The following is a 21622-nucleotide window of genomic DNA, read 5'->3' as shown; positions in this document are numbered from 1 at the left end:
CTTGAGCGACGCTCAAGATATGCTACAAGGCACGTGTGAGCACTGCTCATAACAGGGAGCAAACAATGTTCAAGACCGTCGTGACACTTTTCCGCGGCAGCGTAGCCGCCGCCGGCGAGGAGCTGGAAGACCGCACCGCTCTTCTGATCCTCGACCAGCAGATGCGCGATGCGGCCGCGGCCGTCGAGCGCAGCAAGCGGACGCTGGCGCTGGCGATCGCGCAGGACCAGCAGGAGGGCCGCAAGCTCGAGGCGACCAATGCCCGCATCGCTGATCTCGAGACCCGCGCGGTTGCGGCGCTCGATGGCGGCCGGGAGGATCTGGCGAGGGAAGCGGCCGAGGCCATCGCAGGCCTTGAGGCCGACCGCGACGCGGCGATGACGGCGCGTGCGCTGTTCGCGACCGAGATCGCGCGGCTGAAGCGGCACGTCGCAAGCGCGCAGGCCCGTATCACCGAGCTCGATCGCGGCCGCCGCCTGGCCCGCGCCTCGGAGGCGGTGCGTTCGCTCCGCCGCAGCGGCATCGAGGCGGCGCGGCCCTACGAGGCCACGCTGCCGGAAGCCGAGAGCACGCTGAGGCGCCTACGTGACCGGCAAATGGAGGCCCAGGCCGCCGATGACGCTCTGTTCGAGCTCGACGCGGCCACCGGTCCGCTCGCCACCGCCGAGAAACTCGCCGAACAGGGCTTTGGCCCACGGCTCAAGACAACCGCGGACGACGTGCTGGCGCGGTTGAAGTCCAAGCACGCGCCGACCGCCTGATCTCAAACTCGATCATCATTCGAACCCTCAGGAGACGATCATGAACCAGAACGGCCAACCCCATAGCGGCGCCTGGGTGACCTTCACTTACGCGTCCTTCGCAGCCTCCGCCTTCCTCGTCGCAATCGGCATCTTCTTCCTGCCGATCGACCTCTGGATGAAGGGCTATCTCACGATGGGCATCGTGATGCTGATCCAGACCTGCGTCACCCTGACCAAGACCGTGCGTGACAATCACGAGAGCGGCAGGCTCGTGAACCGTATCGAGGATGCCAAGGCCGAGCGGTTGCTGATGGAGGTCTCCAAGGCGGCTTGAGGCGAGAGCGCATGAAAGCGTGAAGCGACATTGAGGCGGTGGATACCGAAGCATCCGCCGTCCGCGCTTTGGGCTATTCACCATCGAGCCGTCGCCGCACGCGATGATCACAGTGATCATATCGCGCCTGCGAAATGCAACCGAGCCATGACGGATCGCGCAGGGCTGCGCCCTTGCGCGTGGGCGCAGGCCGGCGCACTCTGCGCGGGCGGTGCAGAGGACGCCGCCAATTAAGACGGCGCGAGGAAGCTCCATGGCGGTGACGCGGATCGACTGCGATATCCACCCGGCGGTTGGTGGCACGCGCACGACGCTGCTGCCTTATCTCAGCGATCACTGGAAAGAGCAGGTCGTGAGCCGCGCCATCGACGGCCTCGATCTCACCTCCTATCCGCCAAGCATGCCGTTTTCAGGTCGCGCCGACTGGCGGCCGGCCAACGGCGCCAAGCCGGGCTCCGATCTCGCGATGGTGCAGAAGGGCGCGTTCGATCAGCTCGGTGCGAGCCACGCCATCCTCAACGTGCTCTACGGCGCGCAGGCCGTGTTTGACGCCTATATGGCGGCGGATTTCTGCAAGGCGATCAACGACTGGATCGCCGCCGAGTGGTTGTCGCGCGACCCGCGCCTGCGTGCATCGATCGTGGTGCCGATGCAGGCGCCGGATCTCGCCATCGAGGAGATCGAGCGCCGCGCCGGCGACAACCGCTTCGTTTCCATCCTGGTGCTGGCGCAGGGCGAAACGCTGCTGGGCCGGCGGCATTTCTGGCCGGTTTACCAGCTCGCGGAAAAGTACAAGCTGCCGCTCGCGATCCACGCCGGCACGCAATATCGGCAGGCGCCGAGCTCAGCCGGCTGGCCGTCGCACCGCTACGAATATTACTTCGTCGAAGCGCAGGCGTTTCAGGCGCAGATGTTGAGCCTGATCTACGAGGGCGTGTTCGGCAAATATCCAAACCTCAAGGTCGTGCTGATGGAGTCTGGCGTGAGCTGGCTGCCGGCCTTCATGTGGCGCGCCAACAAGACCTGGCGCGGCGTGCGCGTCGAGGTGCCCTGGGTCGAGCGCGAGCCGGCCTCCATCATCCGCGACAATTTCCGCGTCACCATGCAGCCGTTCGATGCGCCGGGCGACGCCAAAAGCGTCGAGGAGATCATCGACCAGATCGGCTCCGAAAAAATGTTCCTGTTCGCCTCCGACTATCCGCACTGGCAGTTCGACGGCGACGATCCGATTCCGCCGTACTTGCCGAAGGGTATCATATCGAAAATGTGCGTCGACAATCCGCTGGAGACGTTTCCGCGGCTACTCTTGAACTGAATTTTGGAGGATCGCATGAGTGAGGTCATCGACCGTCCGCTGCGTGACGACGAGAAACCCGCCGCCTCGCGGCTGCGCATCGTCGATTGCGACGTGCATCCGAGCTTGCGCTCGACGGATGATCTCAACGAGTTCCTGCCAAAACGCTGGCAGCATCATCTGAAGGAATACGGCAGCCATCTGCGCACGCCGTACCTCTTCACCACGCCCTATCCGCGCTCTTCGCCATTGATCGCGCGGCGCGATGCCTGGCCGCCAACCGGCGGGCCGCCGGGCTCCGATCTCGCCTTCATGCAGAAGCAGCATCTCGATCCGCTCGATGTCGAATTCGGGATCTTGCAGGTGCTCGACCTCTTCATCTTCTCACAGCAGAACCTCGAATTCGGCGCGGCTATCCAGCGCGCCATCAACGATTGGCAGCTGGCGTTCTGGTCACATCGCGATCCGCGCCTGAAGGCCTCGATCCTGGTCGGGCAGGACGGGACTGATCTTGCGATTGCCGAGATCGAGCGCTGTGCCAGGATCGGCGAATATATCCAGATCAACGTCTCGCCGCGTGCCAACGAGCCGCTCGGCCGCCGCCGTTACTGGCCGATCTACGAGCGGGCGCAGGAGCTCGATCTGCCGCTCGGCATTCATGTCGGCGGCTATGGCGGCCACGCCCCGACCGGCGGCGGTTGGCCGTCCTATTATGTCGAGGAGCACCAATCCAATGCGCACACCATCGCGGCCCAGCTGGCGAGCCTCGTCATCGAAGGCGTGCCGGAGCGCTTTCCCAAGCTGAAGTTCGTCTTCATCGAGGGTGGCTTCGGCTGGATCCCGTCAGCGGTGTGGCGCATGGACCAGCATTTTGAGCGCTTCCGCAGCGAGGTGCCGCACCTCAAGCGCAAGCCGTCGGAATATGTTCGCGATCAATTCTGGTTCACGACCCAGCCGATCGACGAGCCCGACGAGGCGCGGCATCTGCGCTCGCTGATCGAATGGGTCGGCATTGACCGTTTGCTGTTCTCGTCGGACTATCCGCACTGGGATTTCGACGATCCACGCTTCGCCTTCAAGACACCGCTGACCGAGGCCGAGCGGAAGAAGATCTTCTCTACCAATGCCCGTGCGGTCTACAAGTTCTGAGACCCGCATGGCCCGTCACATCGTCGCGCGCACAACCGAGATCCCGCCCGGCGGCAACAAGGTCGTCGATATCGCCGGGCGCGACATCGTTGTGTTCCATGTCAACGGCGAGTTCTTTGCGCTCCTGAACCGCTGCCCGCACGAGGGCGCCCCACTGGAGAAAGCCGCCTGTGTGGCGCGGCTGACCTCGCCCGAGCCCGGCGTCTATGAGCGGTCGCGCGTCGGCGAGATGCTGCGCTGTCCCTGGCATGGCTGGGAATTCGACATGCGCAGCGGCCAGTCCTGGTTCGATCCGAACCGCGTCAAGATCCGGTCATATCCGGTCGCGGTCGAGCGCGGCGAGGAATTGCAGAAGGGCCCCTATGTCGCCGAGACCTTCCCGGTGCATGTCGAGGACAGCTATGTGATTGTCGAGATCTGAGCGCCCGTTTCGGATTGAGATTTTATCGCGGGTGCGATATGGCTCTCGCGCTTTCCAGAGGCGGAGACGAGCTTTGTCGAAACAATCCCTGCGCGAAGAGGCCGAGCGCCTGATCCGCGAATCGATGGAAAAGAAGACCATCGTCGTGAAGCAGGGCACGACCCGCATCGAGGCCGTCTGCGGCAAATGCGGCGCGCCGAACCGGGTCCAGGCGGAAAAAGGCCAGAGCCGCGTCAAGTTCGCCTGCAAGAATTGCGGGCATCAGCAGGAGACGCTGTAGGCCCCGCCGCCTATTCGCCCTTCACGAACCTCGCGAACGCATCCGCATGGTCCGGGTGCCAGCGTGACAGCGGCGGACGGTTCTCGACGATGTCGCCGGCCGCCCACAGCATCCGCTTCTCGTCGAGCGCGCGCGGCACATCGTTGTCCGGGCACAGGATGTAGAAATCGCCGGCCTCGAGCCGGGCCAGCATGAAATCCACGGTCTGCTCTGGCGTCCACGCGGCGGCCGGTTTTTCGGTGCGGCCCTTTGCGGTCAAGCCGGTGAATACGAAGCCGGGGATCAGCAGATGCGCCGTAATGTGGCAGTCTTTCGTATTTCGGAGCTCGTGCTGGAGCGCTTCCGTAAACGCTTTTACGCCCGCCTTGGAGACGTTGTAGGCGGGATCGCCGGGCGGTGTGGTGATGCCTTGCTTCGAGCCGGTGTTAATGATCAGCCCGGCCTTGCCGCGCGCGATCATGTTGGGAGTGAAGATGCGCGACCCGTTGATTATGCCCCACATGTTGACGCCAATGATGTGATGCCAATTGTCTGGCTCGCCGAACAGCGTGCTGCCCGGCTGGATGCCGGCATTGTTCATCAAGAGGTCGGTGCCGCCGAAACGCGCGCCCACCGCGCGTTCCAGTTCCTTGACGCTCTCGGCGTTGCTGACGTCGACTGCGGAGGTCATCACATTCGGGGTTCCCGCGATGGATGACAGTTTTGTTGCGGCCTCGGCTAGCCGCGCCTGGTCGACATCGACGATGCACACCTTCATCCCGGCGCGCGCGAAGGCCGTGGCCGCGGCAAGGCCGATGCCGGACGCACCCCCGGTGACCACGGCGACGTTGTTCTTGGTGATGACGGGATGCGGCATGCTCATTCTCCAGAAGAGGTGCTCGAGCGACCTATACATGGCACTCGCGCGACCCTGCACAAGTCGGAATGGGAGGTCTTCGTTCCACGCCGACTTTACGCCTTTCCGGCCTCGCTGTATTCTGTTTCACCTAACGATCCCACCCAGATCGAAACCAATCAATCACCTGACTAGGGAGTGCAGCCATGGCTGTGTCGCAGGCTATTCCGATCACGCGCCATCCGTTCGCCAACGGGTCCTACAAGCAGATGCTGATCGATGGGAAGTGGGTCGACGCGGCCTCCGGCAAGCGCTTCGAAACCCATAACCCAGCGACCGGCGAACTGCTCGCAACCGTCGCCGAGGGCGACAAGGAAGATATCGACCGCGCCGTCTCGGCCGCCCGCCGCGCCTTCGAGGGGCCCTGGAGCAAGGTCAAGCCGTTCGAGCGGCAGAACCTGCTGCTCAAGCTCGCCGATCTCGTCGAGAAAAATTTCGACGAATTGTCGCAGCTCGACACGCTCGACATGGGCGCTCCGCTCAGCCGCACCCGCGCCTACCGCCTGCGTGCCGTCGGCATGCTGCGCTATTACGCCGGCCAGACCACTGCGATCCACGGCGAGACCGTCGAGAACTCGCTACCCGGCGAGATCTTCTCCTACACGCTGAAGGAGCCTGTCGGCGTCGTCGGCGCCATCATTCCCTGGAACGGTCCGCTCACCGCGACGATCTGGAAGATCGGCCCGGCGATCGCGACCGGTTGCACCGTGGTGCTGAAGCCCGCCGAAGAAGCGCCGCTGACCTCGCTGCGCATCGCCGAGCTCGCGATGGAAGCCGGCGTGCCGGCAGGCGTCATCAACGTCGTCCCCGGATACGGCGAGACCGCGGGCGCAGCGCTTGCCTCGCATCACGACGTCGACAAGGTTGCCTTCACCGGCTCGCATGTCACGGGACAGTCGATCATCCGCGCCTCGGCCGGCAACCTCAAGCGCGTCTCGCTCGAGCTCGGCGGCAAGTCGCCGGACATCGTGTTTGGCGACGCCGATCTCGATGCCGCCGTGCCGGGTGCGGCGATGGCGGTGTTCGCCAACTCCGGCCAGATCTGCAGCGCGGGCACGCGCCTGTTCGTCGAGCAGTCGATCTACGAAGAGTTCGTCGGCCGCGTCGCCGAGTTCGGCAAGAAGCTGCAAGTCGGCAACGGCCTCGATCCGAACACCCAGATCGGACCGCTGGTGTCCGAGCAGCAGCTCGAGCGCGTCACCGGCTATCTCGACATCGGCCAGAAGGAAGGCGCCAAGGCGCTCGCCGGCGGCGGCCGCGTCACCGAAGGCGCGTTGGCCAAGGGCTTCTTCGTCTCGCCGACCGTGTTCGCCAATGTCCAGGACAACATGCGCATCGCGCAGGAGGAGATCTTCGGTCCGGTGATCTCAGCGATCGCCTTCAAGGACATGGACGAGCTGATCAAGCGCGCCAACAACACCACATTCGGCCTCGGCTCGGGCCTGTGGACGCGCGACGTCAGTAAGGCGCACGCGGTCGCGAAGAGCCTGCGCGCCGGCTCGGTGTGGGTGAATTGCTACCAGGCGATGGACCCCGCCATGCCCTTCGGCGGCTACAAGATGAGCGGCTACGGCCGCGAATCCGGCAAGCAGCATGTCGAGGAATATCTCAACGTGAAGGCCGTCTGGATCAAGACGGCGTAGGTTTCCTTCTCTCTCGCCTCCCGCGAGAGGGAATATTTTCTCTTGCGGGGGCGGTGCCTTTTCCGGCGGCCGCCCTCGCTATATGATGCGCATCCTTCCATAGCCAATTGGGGCCAGCATGAAATATCCGGCGTTGTTCCAACCGTTGCAGGTCGGTCCGTACAAGCTCGCGCATCGCGTCGCGATGGCGCCGCTCACCCGGATGCGGGCCGAGCGTGAGAGCTTTTCGCCGCGGCCGCTCAACGCCGAATATTACGGCCAGCGCGCCACGCCAGGCGGCCTGATCATCGCCGAGGCGTCGCCAGTGCTCTCGCACGGCCGCGGCAATCCGGCGACGCCGGGCATCTATTCGGAGGCGCAGATTGCCGGCTGGCGTAAGGTGGTCGACGCCGTGCACGCCAAGGGCGGCATCATCTTCCTCCAGATCTGGCATGTCGGCCGCGTCTCGCATTCCTCGTTCCACGGTGGCGCGATGCCGGTGTCGGCCTCGGCGATCGCGATCAAGGCGGAAGGCATGAAGGCGATGACCGCCGACGGCAAGATCGCCGATTACGAGACGCCCCGCGCGCTGGAGACCGACGAGGTCAAGGGCATCGTCGAAGCGTTCCGGCTGGGCGCGAAGAACGCGCTCGCCGCCGGCTTCGACGGCGTCGAGATCCACGGCGCCAACGGCTATCTGCTCGAGCAGTTTTTGCAGTCGCGCAGCAATCAGCGCACCGACCAATATGGCGGGTCGATCGAGAACCGCGCGCGGCTGCTGCTTGAAGTCACGCAGGCCGCGATCGACGTCTGGGGCGCCAACCGCGTCGGCGTGCGGCTGTCGCCGCACGGCATCGCCAACGATTCCGGCGAGCCTGATCCGATGCCGCTCTACACCCATGTGGTGAAGGCGCTCGACAAGCTCGGTCTGGCCTATCTGCATTTCATCGAGCCGCGTTCGAGCGGCGCCGGTCGTGCGGACGTTCATTGGGAGAACGTGCCCTCGGCCATGGTGCTGTTCCGTCCGCACTACAGCGGGGTGCTCATGACCGCTGGCGGCTTTACCGGTGAGAGCGCCAATGCCGCGATCGCCGACGGCCACGCCGACATCATCGCCTTCGGCCGGATCTTCATCTCCAACCCCGACCTGCCGCGGCGCCTCGCGCACGATTACCCGATCACGCCATATAGCCGCGCGACGTTCTATGGCGGCGAGGAGAAGGGCTATACGGATTATCCCGTGTACGAATTGACGCCGGCGTAAGCGTTCCCTGTCATTCCGGGGCGACGCGGAGCGTCGCGCCCGGAATCCGTTTCACGTCCTGGCTTGCCGCTCGATGGATTCCGGGTCCGCGCCTTTCGGCGCGTCCCGGAATGACAATCGTGTATTGTCGTCGTAATGACGATGAGGAGACTTCGATGGCAAAAGCCGCAGCTGCCGCAGGTATCGCCACCGGCCAGTGCCTCTGCGGCAAGGTTACCTTCGAGATCGACGTCCCCGCGCGCTGGGCCTGGCACGATCATTCGGCCAGTAGCCGCCGTGCCCATGGCGCGGCCTACGCCACCTATGTCGGCAGCTGGAAAACGCGCTTTCGCATCACCTCTGGCAAGACCGCGCTCACCCGCTACGAGGACAAGGCGACCAAAACCGCGCGCAGCTTCTGCGCCCATTGCGGCACGCCGATCGCCTATGAGCGCCCGCGTGGTCCGCATATGGTCAACATCCCCCGCGCACTGTTCAAAGAGCGCACCGGCCGCCAGCCGCTTTATCACATCGCGATCGAAGAGCTCCAGGAATGGGCCTATACCGGCGAACCGCTGGTGCCGCTGAAGGGCTTTCCGGGCGTGGTCTGGCAGCGCTCGAAAAAGAAGAAGCGCGCTAGCGGCGAAGACCTGTTCGAACTCGGCCGCGAGGAGGCGCTTTAGCCTTTGTGCTTGTCGGCGCCGCCGTGCGCGGCGCAGCCTTCTTCGCCGGCGGCTTGGCCGGCATCGTTGCCACGAAATCGAGTGCGCGTTTCACCCAGACCCTGAGCCCGGCCTCGGTTCGCGTGCCCTCGTCGGACACCCGGACGAAGCCGGTCATGATGCGCCCGCGCATTTCCATTGGGCTCGTGTGTGGCTTTTTCAACATGCCCGCATGCGCTTCCGGGCCGACACGAAACAGCATGCCGCCACGGCCGCTGATGGTGCAGCACATGACGTTGTCCACCATGAAGCAAAGCCCGCCCATCATCTTCTTTTCCGCCACGTGGCGTTGGCCTGCCAGCAATCTGCGAACCCGTGCGGCGGTGCCTTCATCGTAAGCCATGACGTCCTCCGGCTTCGGCCCATCTTTCCAGCTTCTCCTCGCGTGCGCAACGCAGCCATGACCGCGCTTCCTTGCGCGCATCCCGTGACTTCGTCCATCATGCCTCCGCCCTTGCGGCAACGGCCGCTCCTGGAGGAAACATGAAGAACAAGATCACCGGCCGCTCCGCTTTTCTCGCGCTGCTCAAGGACGAGGGCATTACGCACCTGTTCGGCAATCCCGGTACCACCGAGCTGCCGATCATGCATGCGCTGAAGGACCATCCCGACCTCACCTATGTGATGGCGATGCAGGAGAGCCTGGTGGTGGCGATCGCCGACGGCTACAGCCGCGCCTCCGGGAAGCTGGTCGCATGCAATGTCCACGTCGCGCCCGGCCTCGGCAATGCGATGGGCTCGCTCTACAACGCCCAGTTCACGGGCACGCCGATGATCCTGACCGCGGGCCAGCAGGAGCAGGGCCACGGCCTGATGGAGCCGGTGCTCTACGGACCCTTGGTGCGCATGGCCGAGCCGCTGGTGAAATGGGCCGTCGAGGTGACGCGGCTTGAGGATCTGCCGCGCATCGTGCGCCGCGCTGCCAAGGTCGCGATGACGCCGCCGACCGGGCCGGTGTTCATCTCGCTGCCGGGCGACATCCTCAACAGCGAGGCCGGCATCGATCTCGGTCGTTCCACCCGCATCGATGCACGAACAAAACCGTCGGACGAGGCGCTGCGCGCCTTTGCTGCGCGCCTGTTGAAAGCCGAGCGCCCGGTGGTCGTCACCATGGACGAGGTGGTGAAGAGCGATGCGCTGAAGGAGGCTGCCGAGCTCGCCGAGCTGCTGGGCGCCGCCGCCTACCAGTCCTCGACGCCCTATGGCTCGCACTTCCTCTCCGAGAGCCCGAGCTTCGTCGGCACGCTGGCGCGTGTGCAGAAGGCCGCGCGCGATACGCTCGCACCCTACGATCTGTTGGTCGCGCTCGGCGGCGATCCTGTACGCATGTCGGTCTATAGCGAGGTCGACCCGCTGCCGGACGGATTGCCCATTCTCCAGGTCGGCCTGGCTGATTGGGAGATCGCCAAGAATTTTGGTGCGGAGATTGCGCTCAAGGCCGATGTGAAGGAGACGCTGCGTGCGCTGATCCCGGTGCTGAAGGAGATGGGCGGCGCCATACTGGTGCAACGCGCCAGGCAGCGCCTCGCCGAGCTGGCGCCGAAGAATTGGAGCGCGCGCCGTGCCGCGTTGGTCGAGCAGATCGGCAGGAGTGCAGGCCGAGCGCCGATCGATCCAGACTATCTGGTGCTGCAAATGGTCGAGGCGATGCCGGCCAATGCCATCCTCGTCGACGAAGGCCTCACCTCCAGCCGCCAGATCACGGCGCTGCGTCCGCACCGCGATCGCTACGGCTATCACGGGCTCGCCTCCGGCGGCATCGGCTGGGGTCTGCCGGCCTCGGTCGGCGCCAGCATCGCCAATCCGGATCGACCTGTCGTTTGTTTCTCAGGCGACGGCAGCGCGATGTATTCGATCCAGTCGCTGTGGACGGCGGCGCATCACAAGCTGCCGCTCAACGTCGTCATCGCCAACAATGGCGGCTATCGCATCATCAAGCAGCGCCTGCTTGCCTTCCATGGCGATGACAATTACGTCGGCATGGATTTCGCCGATCCGCCGGTGGATTTCGCCGGCATGGCGAAGGCGCTGGGCTGCGAAGCGATCAAGGTCAGTGATCACCGTGAGCTGAAGGCGGCGCTGTCGTCGGCGTTCAACCGGCCGGGAACGAAGCTGATCGAGGTGATGGTGGACGGGAAGGTGTGAGGTGGAATAACCTGTCAGTCTTGATCGGTGCCCGGCCATCTGGATGGTCGGTTGCCAAACCAATCGGATTTGAAGCGCGGACGAATATCGCAACGGACACGACTACTGGAGCAAACATCCAAGATGCTCGGCCGCCGCGCAAGCGTCTCTCTGGGAGTCGCCGCTCTTTTGCTGGCGGCTTTGGCGGGTTGGCGAATCTATTGGCCACTGAAGCTGCCCGAACAAGGCGAGAGCAGTCCCCTCAGACTGAAGCTGCTGCTGAACGCGCGAATAGCTGATCGCCTCTTTCCCAGATGGTCCGACCGCGCCGCGGTTCTCGGCTTCTATCGGTCCCGGCGATACGAACGTGTCTGGATTGACGATGGAAGGCCGAACGCGCGCGGCGTGTCGGCGATCCAGTTGCTGGCGCAGGCGGGCTCGGAAGGGCTTGATCCCGTCGACTACCGGATCGCGCCTATGTCGCTTGCCTCCGACGGCGCGATGGCGCGTTCGGAGCTCGAATTGACCGCCGCGGTATTGCGCTATGCGCGGGATGTTCAATTCGGGAGAATATCCGGCGATGATTTCGGGCGCATGACCCAATTCGAGCGCACGCGCTTCGAGGTGCGTCCATTGCTCGATGAACTCGCTGGCATGACCGATGTCGGTGGCGCGCTGAATTTGCTGGCGCCGTCCGCCGCCGAATACCGCGCGTTGAGGACTAAGCTGGCCGAGTTGCGTGCGGGCCCTGCAGCAGAGAATAACCTCGCCTCGCGGTCAGGCAAGATCCGAACCATCATCGATAACATGGAGCGATGGCGCTGGTATCCTCGCGACCTCGGGGCAACCAACGTCATCGTCAACATTCCTCAATACCGGCTGACGTTCACGCAGGAAGGCGTGGTGAAATTCATCGGACGAGCAATCGTCGGTGAGCGTGCGCTTCCGACGCCCTTGCTCAGCGTTCCCATGACGTCGCTCACGCTCAATCCGATCTGGAATGTACCGGACGAGATGGTGAAACGAGAGATCATGCCGAGGTTGGAGAAGGATCCCGACGTGCTGGATCGGCTTGGACTGAAGGCCGAGTGGCGGGCGAACGGAACGTTGCGCCTCTACCAAGCTCCCGGTGACGAAAACGCCGAAGGCCACGTGCGCTTCAATTTCCCAAACAAGTTTCTCGTCTATCAGCACGACACACCCGATCAGCGGCTGTTTGATCAGGACGAACGCGCCTATAGCCACGGCTGCGTCCGGGTGGAGAATGCGATCTATTATGCGGGCTTTCTGCTTGCGAGCGCATATCCGGGCGAGCAGTATCCGCCTGAACGCCTGTTTTCGCTGTTTGGCCCCAACGAGATCGAGTTCAGGTTTCCCAAGCCGATCCCCGTTCACCTGACCTATCAAACGGCCTATGTGGACGCCAAGGGCGCGCTGGTTCTGCTGCCCGATATCTACGGCTTGGACGCAAAAGTTGAGGCCGCGCTCGATGCCCGCAATGTGACGTCGCGGCTCAAGCAAGTCGTTGGTCGGACTTGATTAAGAGGCCAAACCGATCGTCGTCGGCGCGGCCGTCAGCCGGCGCACACGGGCGTGAATATTTCTAAATGTGCCGCTTTTGCCACAACGAACCGTACTAAGATTGCCCGGTAAATTTCCATTCTCAGTTGTAATTTTCGCAGTTGTGACTCATGCGCAAGTTCGCTTGGTCAATTTTCCCCGCATTGCTTGCCGCGCAAACTCAGATTGCGACGGCCGCAGATCCCGTGAGCGCGCCGCCGCCGCAGATCAGCACCTCCTGGGATGGATGCGGATACACGACATGGGTCGGTTACACCGGCGGCCTCAGCGGCTTCGGTGGGCTATCGCCCTACAGTCACATCTGGATCCAATACGATTTCTCTCGCTTCGATCCGCAGCCGGATCCATCGCCGACACCAGCGCCTCTCTATACCGGACCGTATATCCTGCTTCAGCCGTCACAGACGATGACTTTGAACACGGACGATCCGGCGCAAAATACGCCTCCGACCATGACGCTGAATACGGATGATCCTCCTGCTCAGGGCAACAATACCCCGAAACCTCCAGACGATGGCACCGATGTCGTGCCGGTTGTCGGCGATCTCGGCGGACCGCCGAGCGACTCCGGGAAAAAGACACCGCCCCCGGACGACACGATCGGTCTGCACTACACGGGATCCGAGTCGGGACAGACCTTTGCGCTGATGTCGCCGGAGCACATGCTCCCCTGGTCGTCCCCCGTGAAGCTCGACGGTGGATATGATCTTGCATTTCCCGGCTGCACGACGGGCCTCGACAACACCTGCACGGCAAGTTTGAAGCGGAGCGAATTGAGCAGCTACGGTTTCGGCAAGCTCAGTCTCTCGAGCGCGTATAAGACGCTGGATTTCAAGGTCTTCAACTATGGGAACGCTCCGCCGATCGGTGACGACGCTTGCAGGAGCAAGCAGGTCCCTCCCGTTCGTCAGGCGAGGGCGTCGATCGAGGGAGCCGGCGGGCACGACGGAGAGATTCCGTCCGTCACGATCCATCTGCGGAGCGCGCGATGAAAGGCCGCTTCTCGCTCCTCCTTGTCTTGCAGTGCATGCTGATGTGCGGCAGTCCGGCCGGCGCGGAGGACATGCTGTCGCCGCCGGAGGTGCGCTACTTCTCGAGCAAAGGTTCGTGGAAGCAGGAGTTTGCCGATCAATGGGCGCTGCAGCGCATCGGATTTGACAGCTCGCCGCAATCGGCCTGGCGTCTTGTGAAACGCGACGCCCAGCCCGTCATTGTCGCGGTGATCGATACCGGGCTGGACTGGGATCACCGAAACTTCAGCTGGGACAGTCTCTGGCGCAATCCCGCGGAAACGCAAGGGAACGGCATCGACGACGACAAGGACGGTTTTGTCGATGACGTCATCGGCTGGAATTTCATCCAGAACAACAACCGCCCCTGGGATCACGACGGACACGGGACGCTGGTTGCCGGCATCATCGCCGCGGCCTGGAGCGACAAGGACGGGATGGCCGGAGTCAATCCATTCGCGCGGCTGATGATCCTCAAGGGCATCGACGATTTCGGTCGTGCGCGTGCCAGCAAGATCGCCGAAGCCATCACCTTTGCTGCCGATCACGGCGCGCGCGTCATCAACCTCAGCATTGGCGGCAACAAGATCACGGAGGCCGAGCGCGCGGCGGTCGAGCACGCCTTTTCCAAGGGGGCGGTCATCGTCGCGGCGGCCGGCAATGAGGGCGTCGACGTCAGCAATTACGGGATCGCCGCCTCCGACAAAGTGCTCGTCGTCGGTGCAACGGATGTCAACGATCAGCACGCGCCGTTCTCGAACTGGGGCAAGAACATCTCCGTTGCCGCGCCCGGCGTCGACGTGATGAGCCTTCGCGCCCGTCGGACGGACACCATGGTGTCGATCCCAGGCGGCAAGTACATCGCCGGATCGCATTTTGTCGGCTCCGACAAGCGCTACTACCGCGCAAGCGGCACGTCGTTCGCCGCACCTCTGGTCACGGGCCTGGCGTCTTTGATGATTGCGAAGGATCCGAGCCTGACCAACGTGCAGGTGATGCAGATCATCAAGAGCACGGCGCGTGACGTCGGGCTCCCGGGTGTCGACCAATATACCGGCTACGGAATTGTCGATGCGAGTGCCGCGCTCGCGGCACCCAAGGACTACTTCCTTCTTGCCGGCATCAGCAGGCTCGCGCCGGTTCAGAAAGGCAATGCGACCGTGGTGCGCGTGTTTGGAACGGCCGATGCCAATGCCTTCAAGTCGGCGCGCATCGAGATCGGGCAGGGCGATAATCCGCAAACGTGGAAACCGGTGGGAACGATCGCCAAGCCGGTTTCATCCGATGGTCCACTCGGCGATATTGCGGCTTCCGCTCTCGCGGGAGCCAAGGTCTGGAATGTCCGGTTGATCGTGCAGCACGGCAATGGGGCGCAGCGTGAAGTGCGATACAAGCTCAATGTTGGTTAGTCTTTCTCTGGAGGGGGTAATGCTTAAGTTCAGGACAATGCTACTTGCATGCTTTGCGACGCTCGCACTCTCGAGCGCCGCCCATGCCGTCGTCAACGACACGGATGTGACGGCAAAAAAGCCCGACACCGAACAGAGCAGCACGACCATCACTCTAACCGGCAAGACCTCGACCGGCGAGCCGACGCATCATTCCTACAAGCTTCATCTCGACAAGCACCACGCGACCGCCAGGAAGCACATTCCTGCCGACAACAAGACCGACGTACGCAAGACGACCGCTTATTTCGACGTCCTCGTCGAGACCATCGGCAAGCCGCCGTACACGACCCAGGTCCCGAGTGAGGTGGTTCAGAACGGTGGAACCATCACTCTTCCTGACGGCACAACGCTGCAATTCCAGCCGACCGGCGGCAGCATGGTGGGCGGGATGACGCCCATCACGCCAGTGCCCTACACCTGGAGCGGGTTCTACATCGGCATGAACGGATCCGGGGCTTTCTCGAATCCGATGATCCGTGAGCGCATCACGGGGACCATGACCACGACCAGCCGGCTCAACGATTCCGATGTTCTCGGTGGGATCGGGGTCCAGGGAGGATACGATTTCGGCGGATTTGGATTGCCGGGCGCAACCTTCGGCCCGTTTGCGTCGTTCAACTATCTCGGGCAGTCCGTGGATCACGGTTTTCCGGGCGGCTCTTTCATCGGCACGCACTACAACTGGACCGCTGATCTGGGCGTCAAGGCGGGATATTGGGTCACGCCACGGGCGCAGCTTTACGCGCTCGGCGGCGTCGAGTTCCTGAATTACGATCTGGAAAGCAATTTCACCGGCCCGGTCCTGCGAGAGAGCCACACGGCGACCGGCGCTTTGGTCGGGATTGGCGCGGAATTGACGCGGCCGGACTGGCATATGGGCAATGGACAGTGGACCGCCTATGGTCAGGCCACTTATTCATGGTTCTGCGGTGACACTTTTCGCGCGCCACTCTTCTCCCCCGGGTTCGACTACAACGTCCGCAGCAATCAGATGCGGATAGCGGTTGGCTTCAACTATCGTCCGGGTGCGGCTCCGCCTCCTCCGTAGGGAAGAGCAGGGCCGTTGTTTCGAGCTCGCCGGGAGATCAGGTTTGATTTTCCGGCTGAGTCTGTGCGTGCCAGTGCTGTGGTGGCGATGCCTGATGCTTCCGAAGCGAGGTCAGAACATCAATCCTGCGTCGGTTGCGCGAATTCATCGCGGCCTTGCCGCGGCGACGTTCCTCGTGGCCAGCCTTTGCGGCCATGCGAGCGCCGCGGACGATCGATCAGCCGCCGGCAGCGCGACGATCGCGCCTGACGAGCCGTCGGATACTGCGCGCGCGTTCAAATCCTGCATGGCCCAGATTGCCCCGGAGGCCCTGCGTCGCGTCTCGCGGCAAACATTCGACGGTGCGACGTCGGCGCTTGAACCGGATCCGGTGGTTCTCGAACGCCTGCAATTCCAACCGGAGTTCGAGCTGGCGCTCTGGCAGTATCTCGACATCGTCGTGAACGATGGCAAGATCGCGGCTGGCCGAGCGGCGCTGGAGCGCTTTCGTGCACAGTTCGATGCCGTTGAAGAGGCGTTCGGCGTCGATCGCTACGTGATCGCTGCGATCTGGGGTGTGGAGACCAATTACGGCACTGAGGTCGGGCCGTTTTCCGTCATCCGCTCGACCGCAACGCTTGCCTGTAGCGGACGCCGACAGGCCTACTTTCGCGATCAGTTCCTGGCTGCGCTCGAAATATTGCAGCGGGGCTATGTCGCCGCCGATCGCTTCCGGGGATCGTGGTCGGGCGCCTTCGGCGGCGGGCAATTCATGCCCACGACTTTTCTCAACTATGCAGTCGATTTCGATGGAAATGGCAGGCCCGATATCATCGACGATGTGTCGGATGTGCTCGCCTCGATCGCAAACGTTCTGCATGCCAGCGGCTGGAGCGCCAATGCGCCTTGTGCCGTCGAAGTCGACCTGCCGTCCGGTTTCGACTATGCCCTGGTACTCGAGCGCAGGCCGATCGCGGAATGGATGAAATCCGAGGTGAGGCCGCTGGCCGATGGGAGCATTGATCAGCGGCAACTGGCAAACCTGTCCGTGCCAGCCGGTCATCGCGGGCCGCCGTTTTTGCTGTTGCCAAATTTCGACGTCATCAAGCAATACAACCCGGCTTACGCTTACGCCTTCGCCGTCTGTCAGCTTGCCGGGCGCATTCGCGGCGAGGCCGGGATTTCCAAACCCTGGCCGCGCGATGAGCGGGTGTTGTCGAGTGCTGAGCGGATGGAGCTCCAGTCGCTGCTGCGGTCAAACGGTTTTGATGCCGGTCCAAGCGATGGCATGCTGGGCCCGCGCACCAGCGCCGCGATCGTGGCGTTCGAGAAGAAGGCCAATCTCGTTCCGGATGGATTTGCCTCGAGCGCATTGCTGGACCACTTGCGTCATCCCTAGGTCGCGGACTGTTCCAATGAACAAGGCTCGATCGACGTTCTCCGGATCAGGGGTGGTTTGGTTGATTGCCGCGAGCATCATCCTGCCGTTCGCCGGAGTGTACGGCGCAGGCCCATCGCAAGTGGCAATCCCTCGCCAGGAGACCTGGCCGGATGTGATTGATTCCTCGAGCGGGTTTGACCGGAGATCGCGCGCCGAGGAGCTCGTGTTCGCCCGCGCGCTTGCCGAGAGCGAAAGCCTCACGGCGCCGGAGCTGAGAGCGCAGCTCAATATCGAAATCGTGGACATGCCCTCGGTCGAACGCGTGCGCCGCAAGCTTTGGCGCATTCTTGCGGCGAATTATGCGATCGCGATCGAGGGATGCGGCAATGCCGACGCTTTCTGTCCCGTGACGATCGAGGCGCGAGATCTGCGAAAGTCTGCGCTCGCGCTGTCCGAAAGCAGCGTCGACGCGCGCTACCGGCCTTGGCTCAACGACGCGATCAGGTTTCACAAGACATATCTCAACGAACTGCTTCGATTGGCTGCGCTGTTTCCACGCGTCAGCAGCGAGATCGACGTGTACAACGACAGGGAGCTACAGGGCTGGGAGCTGGCGGACCGGCAGTTCGTGCTGACCTTCGATGATGGCCCAAGCGAAGTTGTGGGATCCGGCGCTGACGCCACGATGCAGCTGACCGAATGGCTTCGCAGAAGCGGGATTAATGCAATCTTCTTCGCCCTGGGCGAACGGCTCCAAGCCCGCGCGCAGGCGACGTCCGCCCGCGCGGTCAGTGATCTCTATGCGGGGATGTGCATTGGTTCACACGGATGGAGCCACTATTCCCACGCCACCTGGCCGCAATGGCGGGAATCGGTTGTGCGAAGCCAGGCGTTGATTGGCGCGGCAGCCCCGAATTCCCGCGTCGCGTTGTTTCGACCTCCCTATGGGCAGCGGCTGCCGGGAAGTGAAGTGTTTTTTGCCGCGCAGAACGTGAAGGTCGCGCTGTGGAATATCGACTCTCAGGACTGGCACCAGATGCTGGCGCCGGCTGAGATCGAACGGCGCGTCTTCGCGCTCATGCTGCTGTGGCGCCGCGGCTTCATTCTCTTCCATGATACCGACGCCAAGGCGCATCTGGTCCTGGCTAGTCTCATGAAGCGACCGGCGGTCGGCTTCATCAAGTGGCTCGACTGTCGCCGGGCAGCGGGAGAATGAGGCAGTGGTGGTTGAAGGTTACGCCTTCTTTCCCACCCGATATCCCGCCGCCGGATGCGGCGCATCGAGCCTGGCGCGGCCCGCGCCGAACAGCTTCTCCCGCAGCGTGCCTTTGGCATACTCCGGCTTGTACCGTCCGCGTCTGGTCAGTTCTGGCACCAGCATGTCGGCGATGTCCTCAAAATCGCCCGGCGAGATCGCAAAGGCAACGTTGAGGCCGTCGACGTCAGTCTTCTCGAACCAATCCTCGATCTTGTCGGCGACGCTCTCGGGCGTGCCGACCACGACCGGGCCGGCCCCGCCGATGCCGACATGCTCGATGACGTCGCGCACGGTCCAGACGCGGTCGGGGTCGGCGCGGGTGACGTTGTCCATCGCGCTGCGGCCGGCGTCGTTCTGGACATGGCGGACCTGCTGGTCGAGGTCGTAGCCGGAGAAGTCGACGCCGGTCCAACCCGACATCAGCGCCAGCGCGCCCTCGGGGCTGATATGCGAGCGGTAGTCGGCATATTTCGCCACCGCTTCGGCTTCCGTGTTGCCGAGGATGATCGTCATCATCGAGAACATCAAAATCTCGGCCGGGTTGCGGCCGAGTGCGGCGGCCTCCTGGCGGATCGCGGAGACCCGCGGCCCAATGATCTTGGCCGACGGTCCTGACATGAACACGCATTCGGCGTGCTTCGCGGCGAACTGCCGGCCGCGCGGCGAGGTGCCGGCCTGGTACAGCACGGGCGTGCGCTGCGGCGACGGCTCGCTCAGATGAATGGTGTTGTTGATGCGGTAATTCGCGCTCTCATGATTGACGCGATGAACTTTTGACGGATCGGTGAAGATGCCGCGCTTGCGGTCGCGCAATACCGCGTCGTCCTCCCAGCTGCCCTCCCAGAGCTTGTAGACCACCTCCATATACTCGTCGGCGATGTCGTAGCGGTCGTCATGCCCGACCTGCTTCTCCTTGCCGGCACCGCGCGCGGCGCTGTCGAGATAGCCGGTGACGACGTTCCAGCCGATCCGGCCTTCGGTGAGATGATCGAGCGTCGACATCCGCCGCGCGAACGGATAGGGCGGCTCGAACGAGAGATTGCTGGTGACGCCGAAGCCGAGATTTTTCGTCACCGCCGCCATTGCCGAGAGTAGCAGCAGCGGCTCGTTCGACGGCGTCTGTGCTGCATTGCGCAAGGCTGCGTCAGGGCTGTTGCCATAGACGTCGTAGACGCCGAGCACGTCGGCCAGGAACAGTCCGTCGAAGCGCCCGCGTTCCAGCGTCCTGGCGAGATCGATCCAGTAGGGCAGGCGGTTATATTCGGCGGTGCGGTCGCGCGGATGGGTCCACAGCCCCGGCGATTGATGTGCGACGCAATTCATCGCAAATGCGTTGAGCCTGATCTGCTTGGCCATGCTGGTCCCCCGGCGCCCTGTACTGAGCGCTCTTCGAATGATAGACGTGCGCCCCAACTTGGCGAAGTTCTTGCATATAACTTGCGCTTGGCAAGGCCAAAATCAGCGGCGCTCCCGCCCTTGGCAAGCCAATCTCAAGGGAGCAAGAACGAAATCCCAAGAGAACTACAAGAACGATACCGATCCCCGCCACTTTCGAGGCCCAGTGTAGCCCACTGCGCTCTTCCGCTTCGAAACCTTGAAAACGAAAGCAATGACCAGAGCCGACGCCATCGCCCGCGCACGGGACGACTTCAAATCCGGTACGTTCCTCACCGAGCTCGACCGCCGCGTCGGCTACCGGACCGAGAGCCAGAATCCGTCGCGCGGGACTGAGTTGCGCGCCTATCTGGAACGGGAGATGGCGCCGGCTTTCGCGGCGCTCGACTTCACCAGCCGCATCGTCGAATCCCCGAGCGGCAAGGCGCCGTTCCTGTTCGCCGAGCATCAAGAGAGCGCGTCCGCGCCGACCGTTCTGATCTACGGCCATGGTGACGTCGTCGACGGCATGGAAGGTGAGTGGCGCGACGGCCGCGATCCCTGGCGTACGACCGCGTCGGGCATTCGCCTTTACGGCCGCGGCACCGCCGACAACAAGGGCCAGCACAGCATCAACATGGCTGCACTCCGCGCGGTACGCGAGGCCCGCGGCGGCAAGCTCGGCTTCAATGCGAAATTCATTGTCGAGATGGGCGAGGAGATCGGCTCGCCCGATCTCGGCAAGGTCTGCGATCTCAATCGCGACGCGCTCAAGGCCGATTTGTTCATGGCCTCCGACGGGCCGCGCTTGTCGGCGGATCGGCCGACGCTGTTCCTCGGCTGCCGCGGCGGCATCCGCATCCATCTCGACGTGAACTTGCGCGACGGCGGCCATCACTCCGGCAATTGGGGCGGCGTGCTCGCCAACCCCGCGACCATTCTGGTCAATGCGATCTCGACGCTGGTCGATGGCCACGGCCGTCTTCAGCTCGAGGCGCTGAAGCCGCCGCGCCTCACCAACCAGATCCGAAGCTATCTCGCCGACGTGCAGGTGGTGCCGACCGAGGACGAGCCGGCGCTTGCAGAGAATTGGGGCGAGGACGGATTGTCGGCGGCCGAACGGCTCTATGCTTGGAACACGCTCGAAGTGCTGGCGATGTCATCAGGCAATATCGCGAAGCCCGCGAATGCCATTCCCGGCCACGCCAACGCCGTGCTGCAACTGCGTTTCGTGGTCGGCACCAAGGTCGACGGCCTGATCGACGCCGTCCGCGCGCATCTGGTTGCGAAGGGCTTTCCGATGGTCGAGGTGCGCGCCGCACAGAGCTTTGCCGCCTCGCGCACCGATTTCGACAGCCCTTGGATTACATGGGCGGCGGATTCGGTGAAGGAGACCACCGGCAAGGCGCCGGCGGTGTTGCCGAACTTCGGTGGCTCGCTGCCGAACGACGTGTTTTCCGAGATTCTGGGCCTGCCGACGATCTGGGTTCCGCACTCCTATCCCGGCTGTTCCCAGCATGCGCCCAATGAGCACATCCTGCTGCCATTGACCGAAGAGGCCTTGACGGTGATGGCCGGCCTGTTCTGGGATCTCGGGGAATTGCCAAAGCCTCTCACCTGAGCCCGTTAACCCGAGCCGGCATCAAGCCGAAAGTCACATTCTAATCCGGGCCGAGATGTGCTTGCATCCGGCCGCATCATCCTGAAAGGGGA

The 21622-nt window shown here is 63.4% G+C and carries 20 protein-coding genes; 17 read left to right on the top strand and 3 right to left on the bottom strand.

What is annotated here, in order from left to right:
* The first annotated feature begins 65 nt into the window (after positions 1-65).
* The 6 genes from IC761_RS32255 (at position 66) to IC761_RS32230 (ending at position 4221) form a co-directional block, all read left to right on the top strand.
* Positions 66-761 carry a PspA/IM30 family protein gene (locus tag IC761_RS32255; RefSeq protein WP_195800662.1) on the top strand — a complete coding sequence of 232 codons (696 nt, stop codon included), beginning with the start codon at positions 66-68 and terminating at the stop codon, positions 759-761.
* 40 nt (positions 762-801) lie between these two features.
* Positions 802-1077 (top strand): YiaA/YiaB family inner membrane protein, encoded by a 276-nt coding sequence (locus IC761_RS32250; protein WP_195800661.1) that lies wholly within the window; start codon positions 802-804, stop codon positions 1075-1077.
* 253 nt (positions 1078-1330) lie between these two features.
* Positions 1331-2392 carry an amidohydrolase family protein gene (locus tag IC761_RS32245; protein WP_195800660.1) on the top strand — a complete coding sequence of 354 codons (1062 nt, stop codon included), beginning with the start codon at positions 1331-1333 and terminating at the stop codon, positions 2390-2392.
* Between the two features lie 15 nt (positions 2393-2407).
* Positions 2408-3520, top strand: coding sequence for an amidohydrolase family protein (locus IC761_RS32240; RefSeq protein WP_195800659.1), 1113 nt, complete (start codon positions 2408-2410; stop codon positions 3518-3520).
* A 7-nt stretch (positions 3521-3527) separates the two neighbouring features.
* On the top strand, positions 3528-3941 hold the full coding sequence (locus IC761_RS32235) for a Rieske (2Fe-2S) protein (protein ID WP_195800658.1): 414 nt from the start codon (positions 3528-3530) through the stop codon (positions 3939-3941).
* 73 nt (positions 3942-4014) lie between these two features.
* Positions 4015-4221 carry a hypothetical protein gene (locus tag IC761_RS32230; RefSeq protein ID WP_195800657.1) on the top strand — a complete coding sequence of 69 codons (207 nt, stop codon included), beginning with the start codon at positions 4015-4017 and terminating at the stop codon, positions 4219-4221.
* A 10-nt stretch (positions 4222-4231) separates the two neighbouring features.
* On the opposite strand, the gene IC761_RS32225 is transcribed toward IC761_RS32230, so the two are convergent.
* Positions 4232-5077, bottom strand: coding sequence for an SDR family NAD(P)-dependent oxidoreductase (locus tag IC761_RS32225; protein ID WP_195800656.1), 846 nt, complete (start codon positions 5075-5077; stop codon positions 4232-4234).
* 185 nt (positions 5078-5262) lie between these two features.
* Here IC761_RS32225 and IC761_RS32220 point away from each other — a divergent pair, with 185 nt between their 5' ends.
* The 3 genes from IC761_RS32220 (at position 5263) to IC761_RS32210 (ending at position 8664) form a co-directional block, all read left to right on the top strand.
* Complete coding sequence (locus IC761_RS32220; protein WP_195800655.1) at positions 5263-6759, top strand: aldehyde dehydrogenase family protein; 1497 nt, start codon at positions 5263-5265, stop codon at positions 6757-6759.
* Positions 6760-6877: 118 nt separating this feature from the next.
* Positions 6878-8002, top strand: coding sequence for an alkene reductase (locus IC761_RS32215; protein ID WP_195800654.1), 1125 nt, complete (start codon positions 6878-6880; stop codon positions 8000-8002).
* A gap of 155 nt (positions 8003-8157) precedes the next feature.
* Positions 8158-8664, top strand: a complete 507-nt coding sequence (locus tag IC761_RS32210; RefSeq protein ID WP_195800653.1) for a GFA family protein — start codon at positions 8158-8160, stop codon at positions 8662-8664.
* Here IC761_RS32210 and IC761_RS32205 read toward each other — a convergent pair.
* On the bottom strand, positions 8618-9046 hold the full coding sequence (locus tag IC761_RS32205) for a TfoX/Sxy family protein (RefSeq protein WP_195800652.1): 429 nt from the start codon (positions 9044-9046) through the stop codon (positions 8618-8620). The genes IC761_RS32210 and IC761_RS32205 overlap by 47 nt on opposite strands.
* 140 nt (positions 9047-9186) lie before the next feature.
* On the opposite strand from IC761_RS32205, the gene IC761_RS32200 reads away from it, so the two are divergent.
* The 7 genes from IC761_RS32200 to IC761_RS32170 all read left to right on the top strand — a co-directional run bounded on the left by IC761_RS32200 (position 9187) and on the right by IC761_RS32170 (position 18493).
* Positions 9187-10848 (top strand): thiamine pyrophosphate-binding protein, encoded by a 1662-nt coding sequence (locus tag IC761_RS32200; protein ID WP_195800651.1) that lies wholly within the window; start codon positions 9187-9189, stop codon positions 10846-10848.
* A 123-nt stretch (positions 10849-10971) separates the two neighbouring features.
* Positions 10972-12366, top strand: coding sequence for a L,D-transpeptidase scaffold domain-containing protein (locus IC761_RS32195; protein WP_195800650.1), 1395 nt, complete (start codon positions 10972-10974; stop codon positions 12364-12366).
* A gap of 152 nt (positions 12367-12518) precedes the next feature.
* Positions 12519-13400: a hypothetical protein gene (locus tag IC761_RS32190; protein WP_195800649.1), complete on the top strand. Its 882-nt coding sequence runs from the start codon at positions 12519-12521 to the stop codon at positions 13398-13400.
* Complete coding sequence (locus IC761_RS32185; RefSeq protein ID WP_195800648.1) at positions 13397-14827, top strand: S8 family peptidase; 1431 nt, start codon at positions 13397-13399, stop codon at positions 14825-14827. Before IC761_RS32190 ends, IC761_RS32185 begins: the two co-directional genes overlap by 4 nt.
* Positions 14784-15917, top strand: coding sequence for an outer membrane protein (locus tag IC761_RS32180; protein WP_195800647.1), 1134 nt, complete (start codon positions 14784-14786; stop codon positions 15915-15917). The genes IC761_RS32185 and IC761_RS32180 overlap by 44 nt, the downstream gene beginning before the upstream one ends.
* Before the next feature lie 94 nt (positions 15918-16011).
* Positions 16012-17295: a lytic murein transglycosylase gene (locus IC761_RS32175; protein WP_195800646.1), complete on the top strand. Its 1284-nt coding sequence runs from the start codon at positions 16012-16014 to the stop codon at positions 17293-17295.
* 16 nt (positions 17296-17311) lie between these two features.
* Complete coding sequence (locus tag IC761_RS32170) at positions 17312-18493, top strand: polysaccharide deacetylase family protein (protein ID WP_195800645.1); 1182 nt, start codon at positions 17312-17314, stop codon at positions 18491-18493.
* A gap of 18 nt (positions 18494-18511) precedes the next feature.
* On the opposite strand, the gene IC761_RS32165 is transcribed toward IC761_RS32170, so the two are convergent.
* Positions 18512-19891 (bottom strand): LLM class flavin-dependent oxidoreductase, encoded by a 1380-nt coding sequence (locus tag IC761_RS32165; RefSeq protein ID WP_195800644.1) that lies wholly within the window; start codon positions 19889-19891, stop codon positions 18512-18514.
* A gap of 253 nt (positions 19892-20144) precedes the next feature.
* Between IC761_RS32165 and IC761_RS32160 the strand changes: the two genes are divergently transcribed.
* The gene (locus IC761_RS32160; protein WP_195800643.1) at positions 20145-21530 is read left to right on the top strand and encodes a M20 family metallopeptidase; all 1386 of its coding nucleotides are present in this window, start codon (positions 20145-20147) and stop codon (positions 21528-21530) included.
* Positions 21531-21622: the final 92 nt, after the last annotated feature.

Source organism: Bradyrhizobium commune (assembly GCF_015624505.1).
Lineage (GTDB): Bacteria > Pseudomonadota > Alphaproteobacteria > Rhizobiales > Xanthobacteraceae > Bradyrhizobium > Bradyrhizobium commune.
The sequence above is the reverse complement of the archived record's forward strand: the minus strand, read 5'-3'. Positions and strand labels throughout refer to the sequence as shown.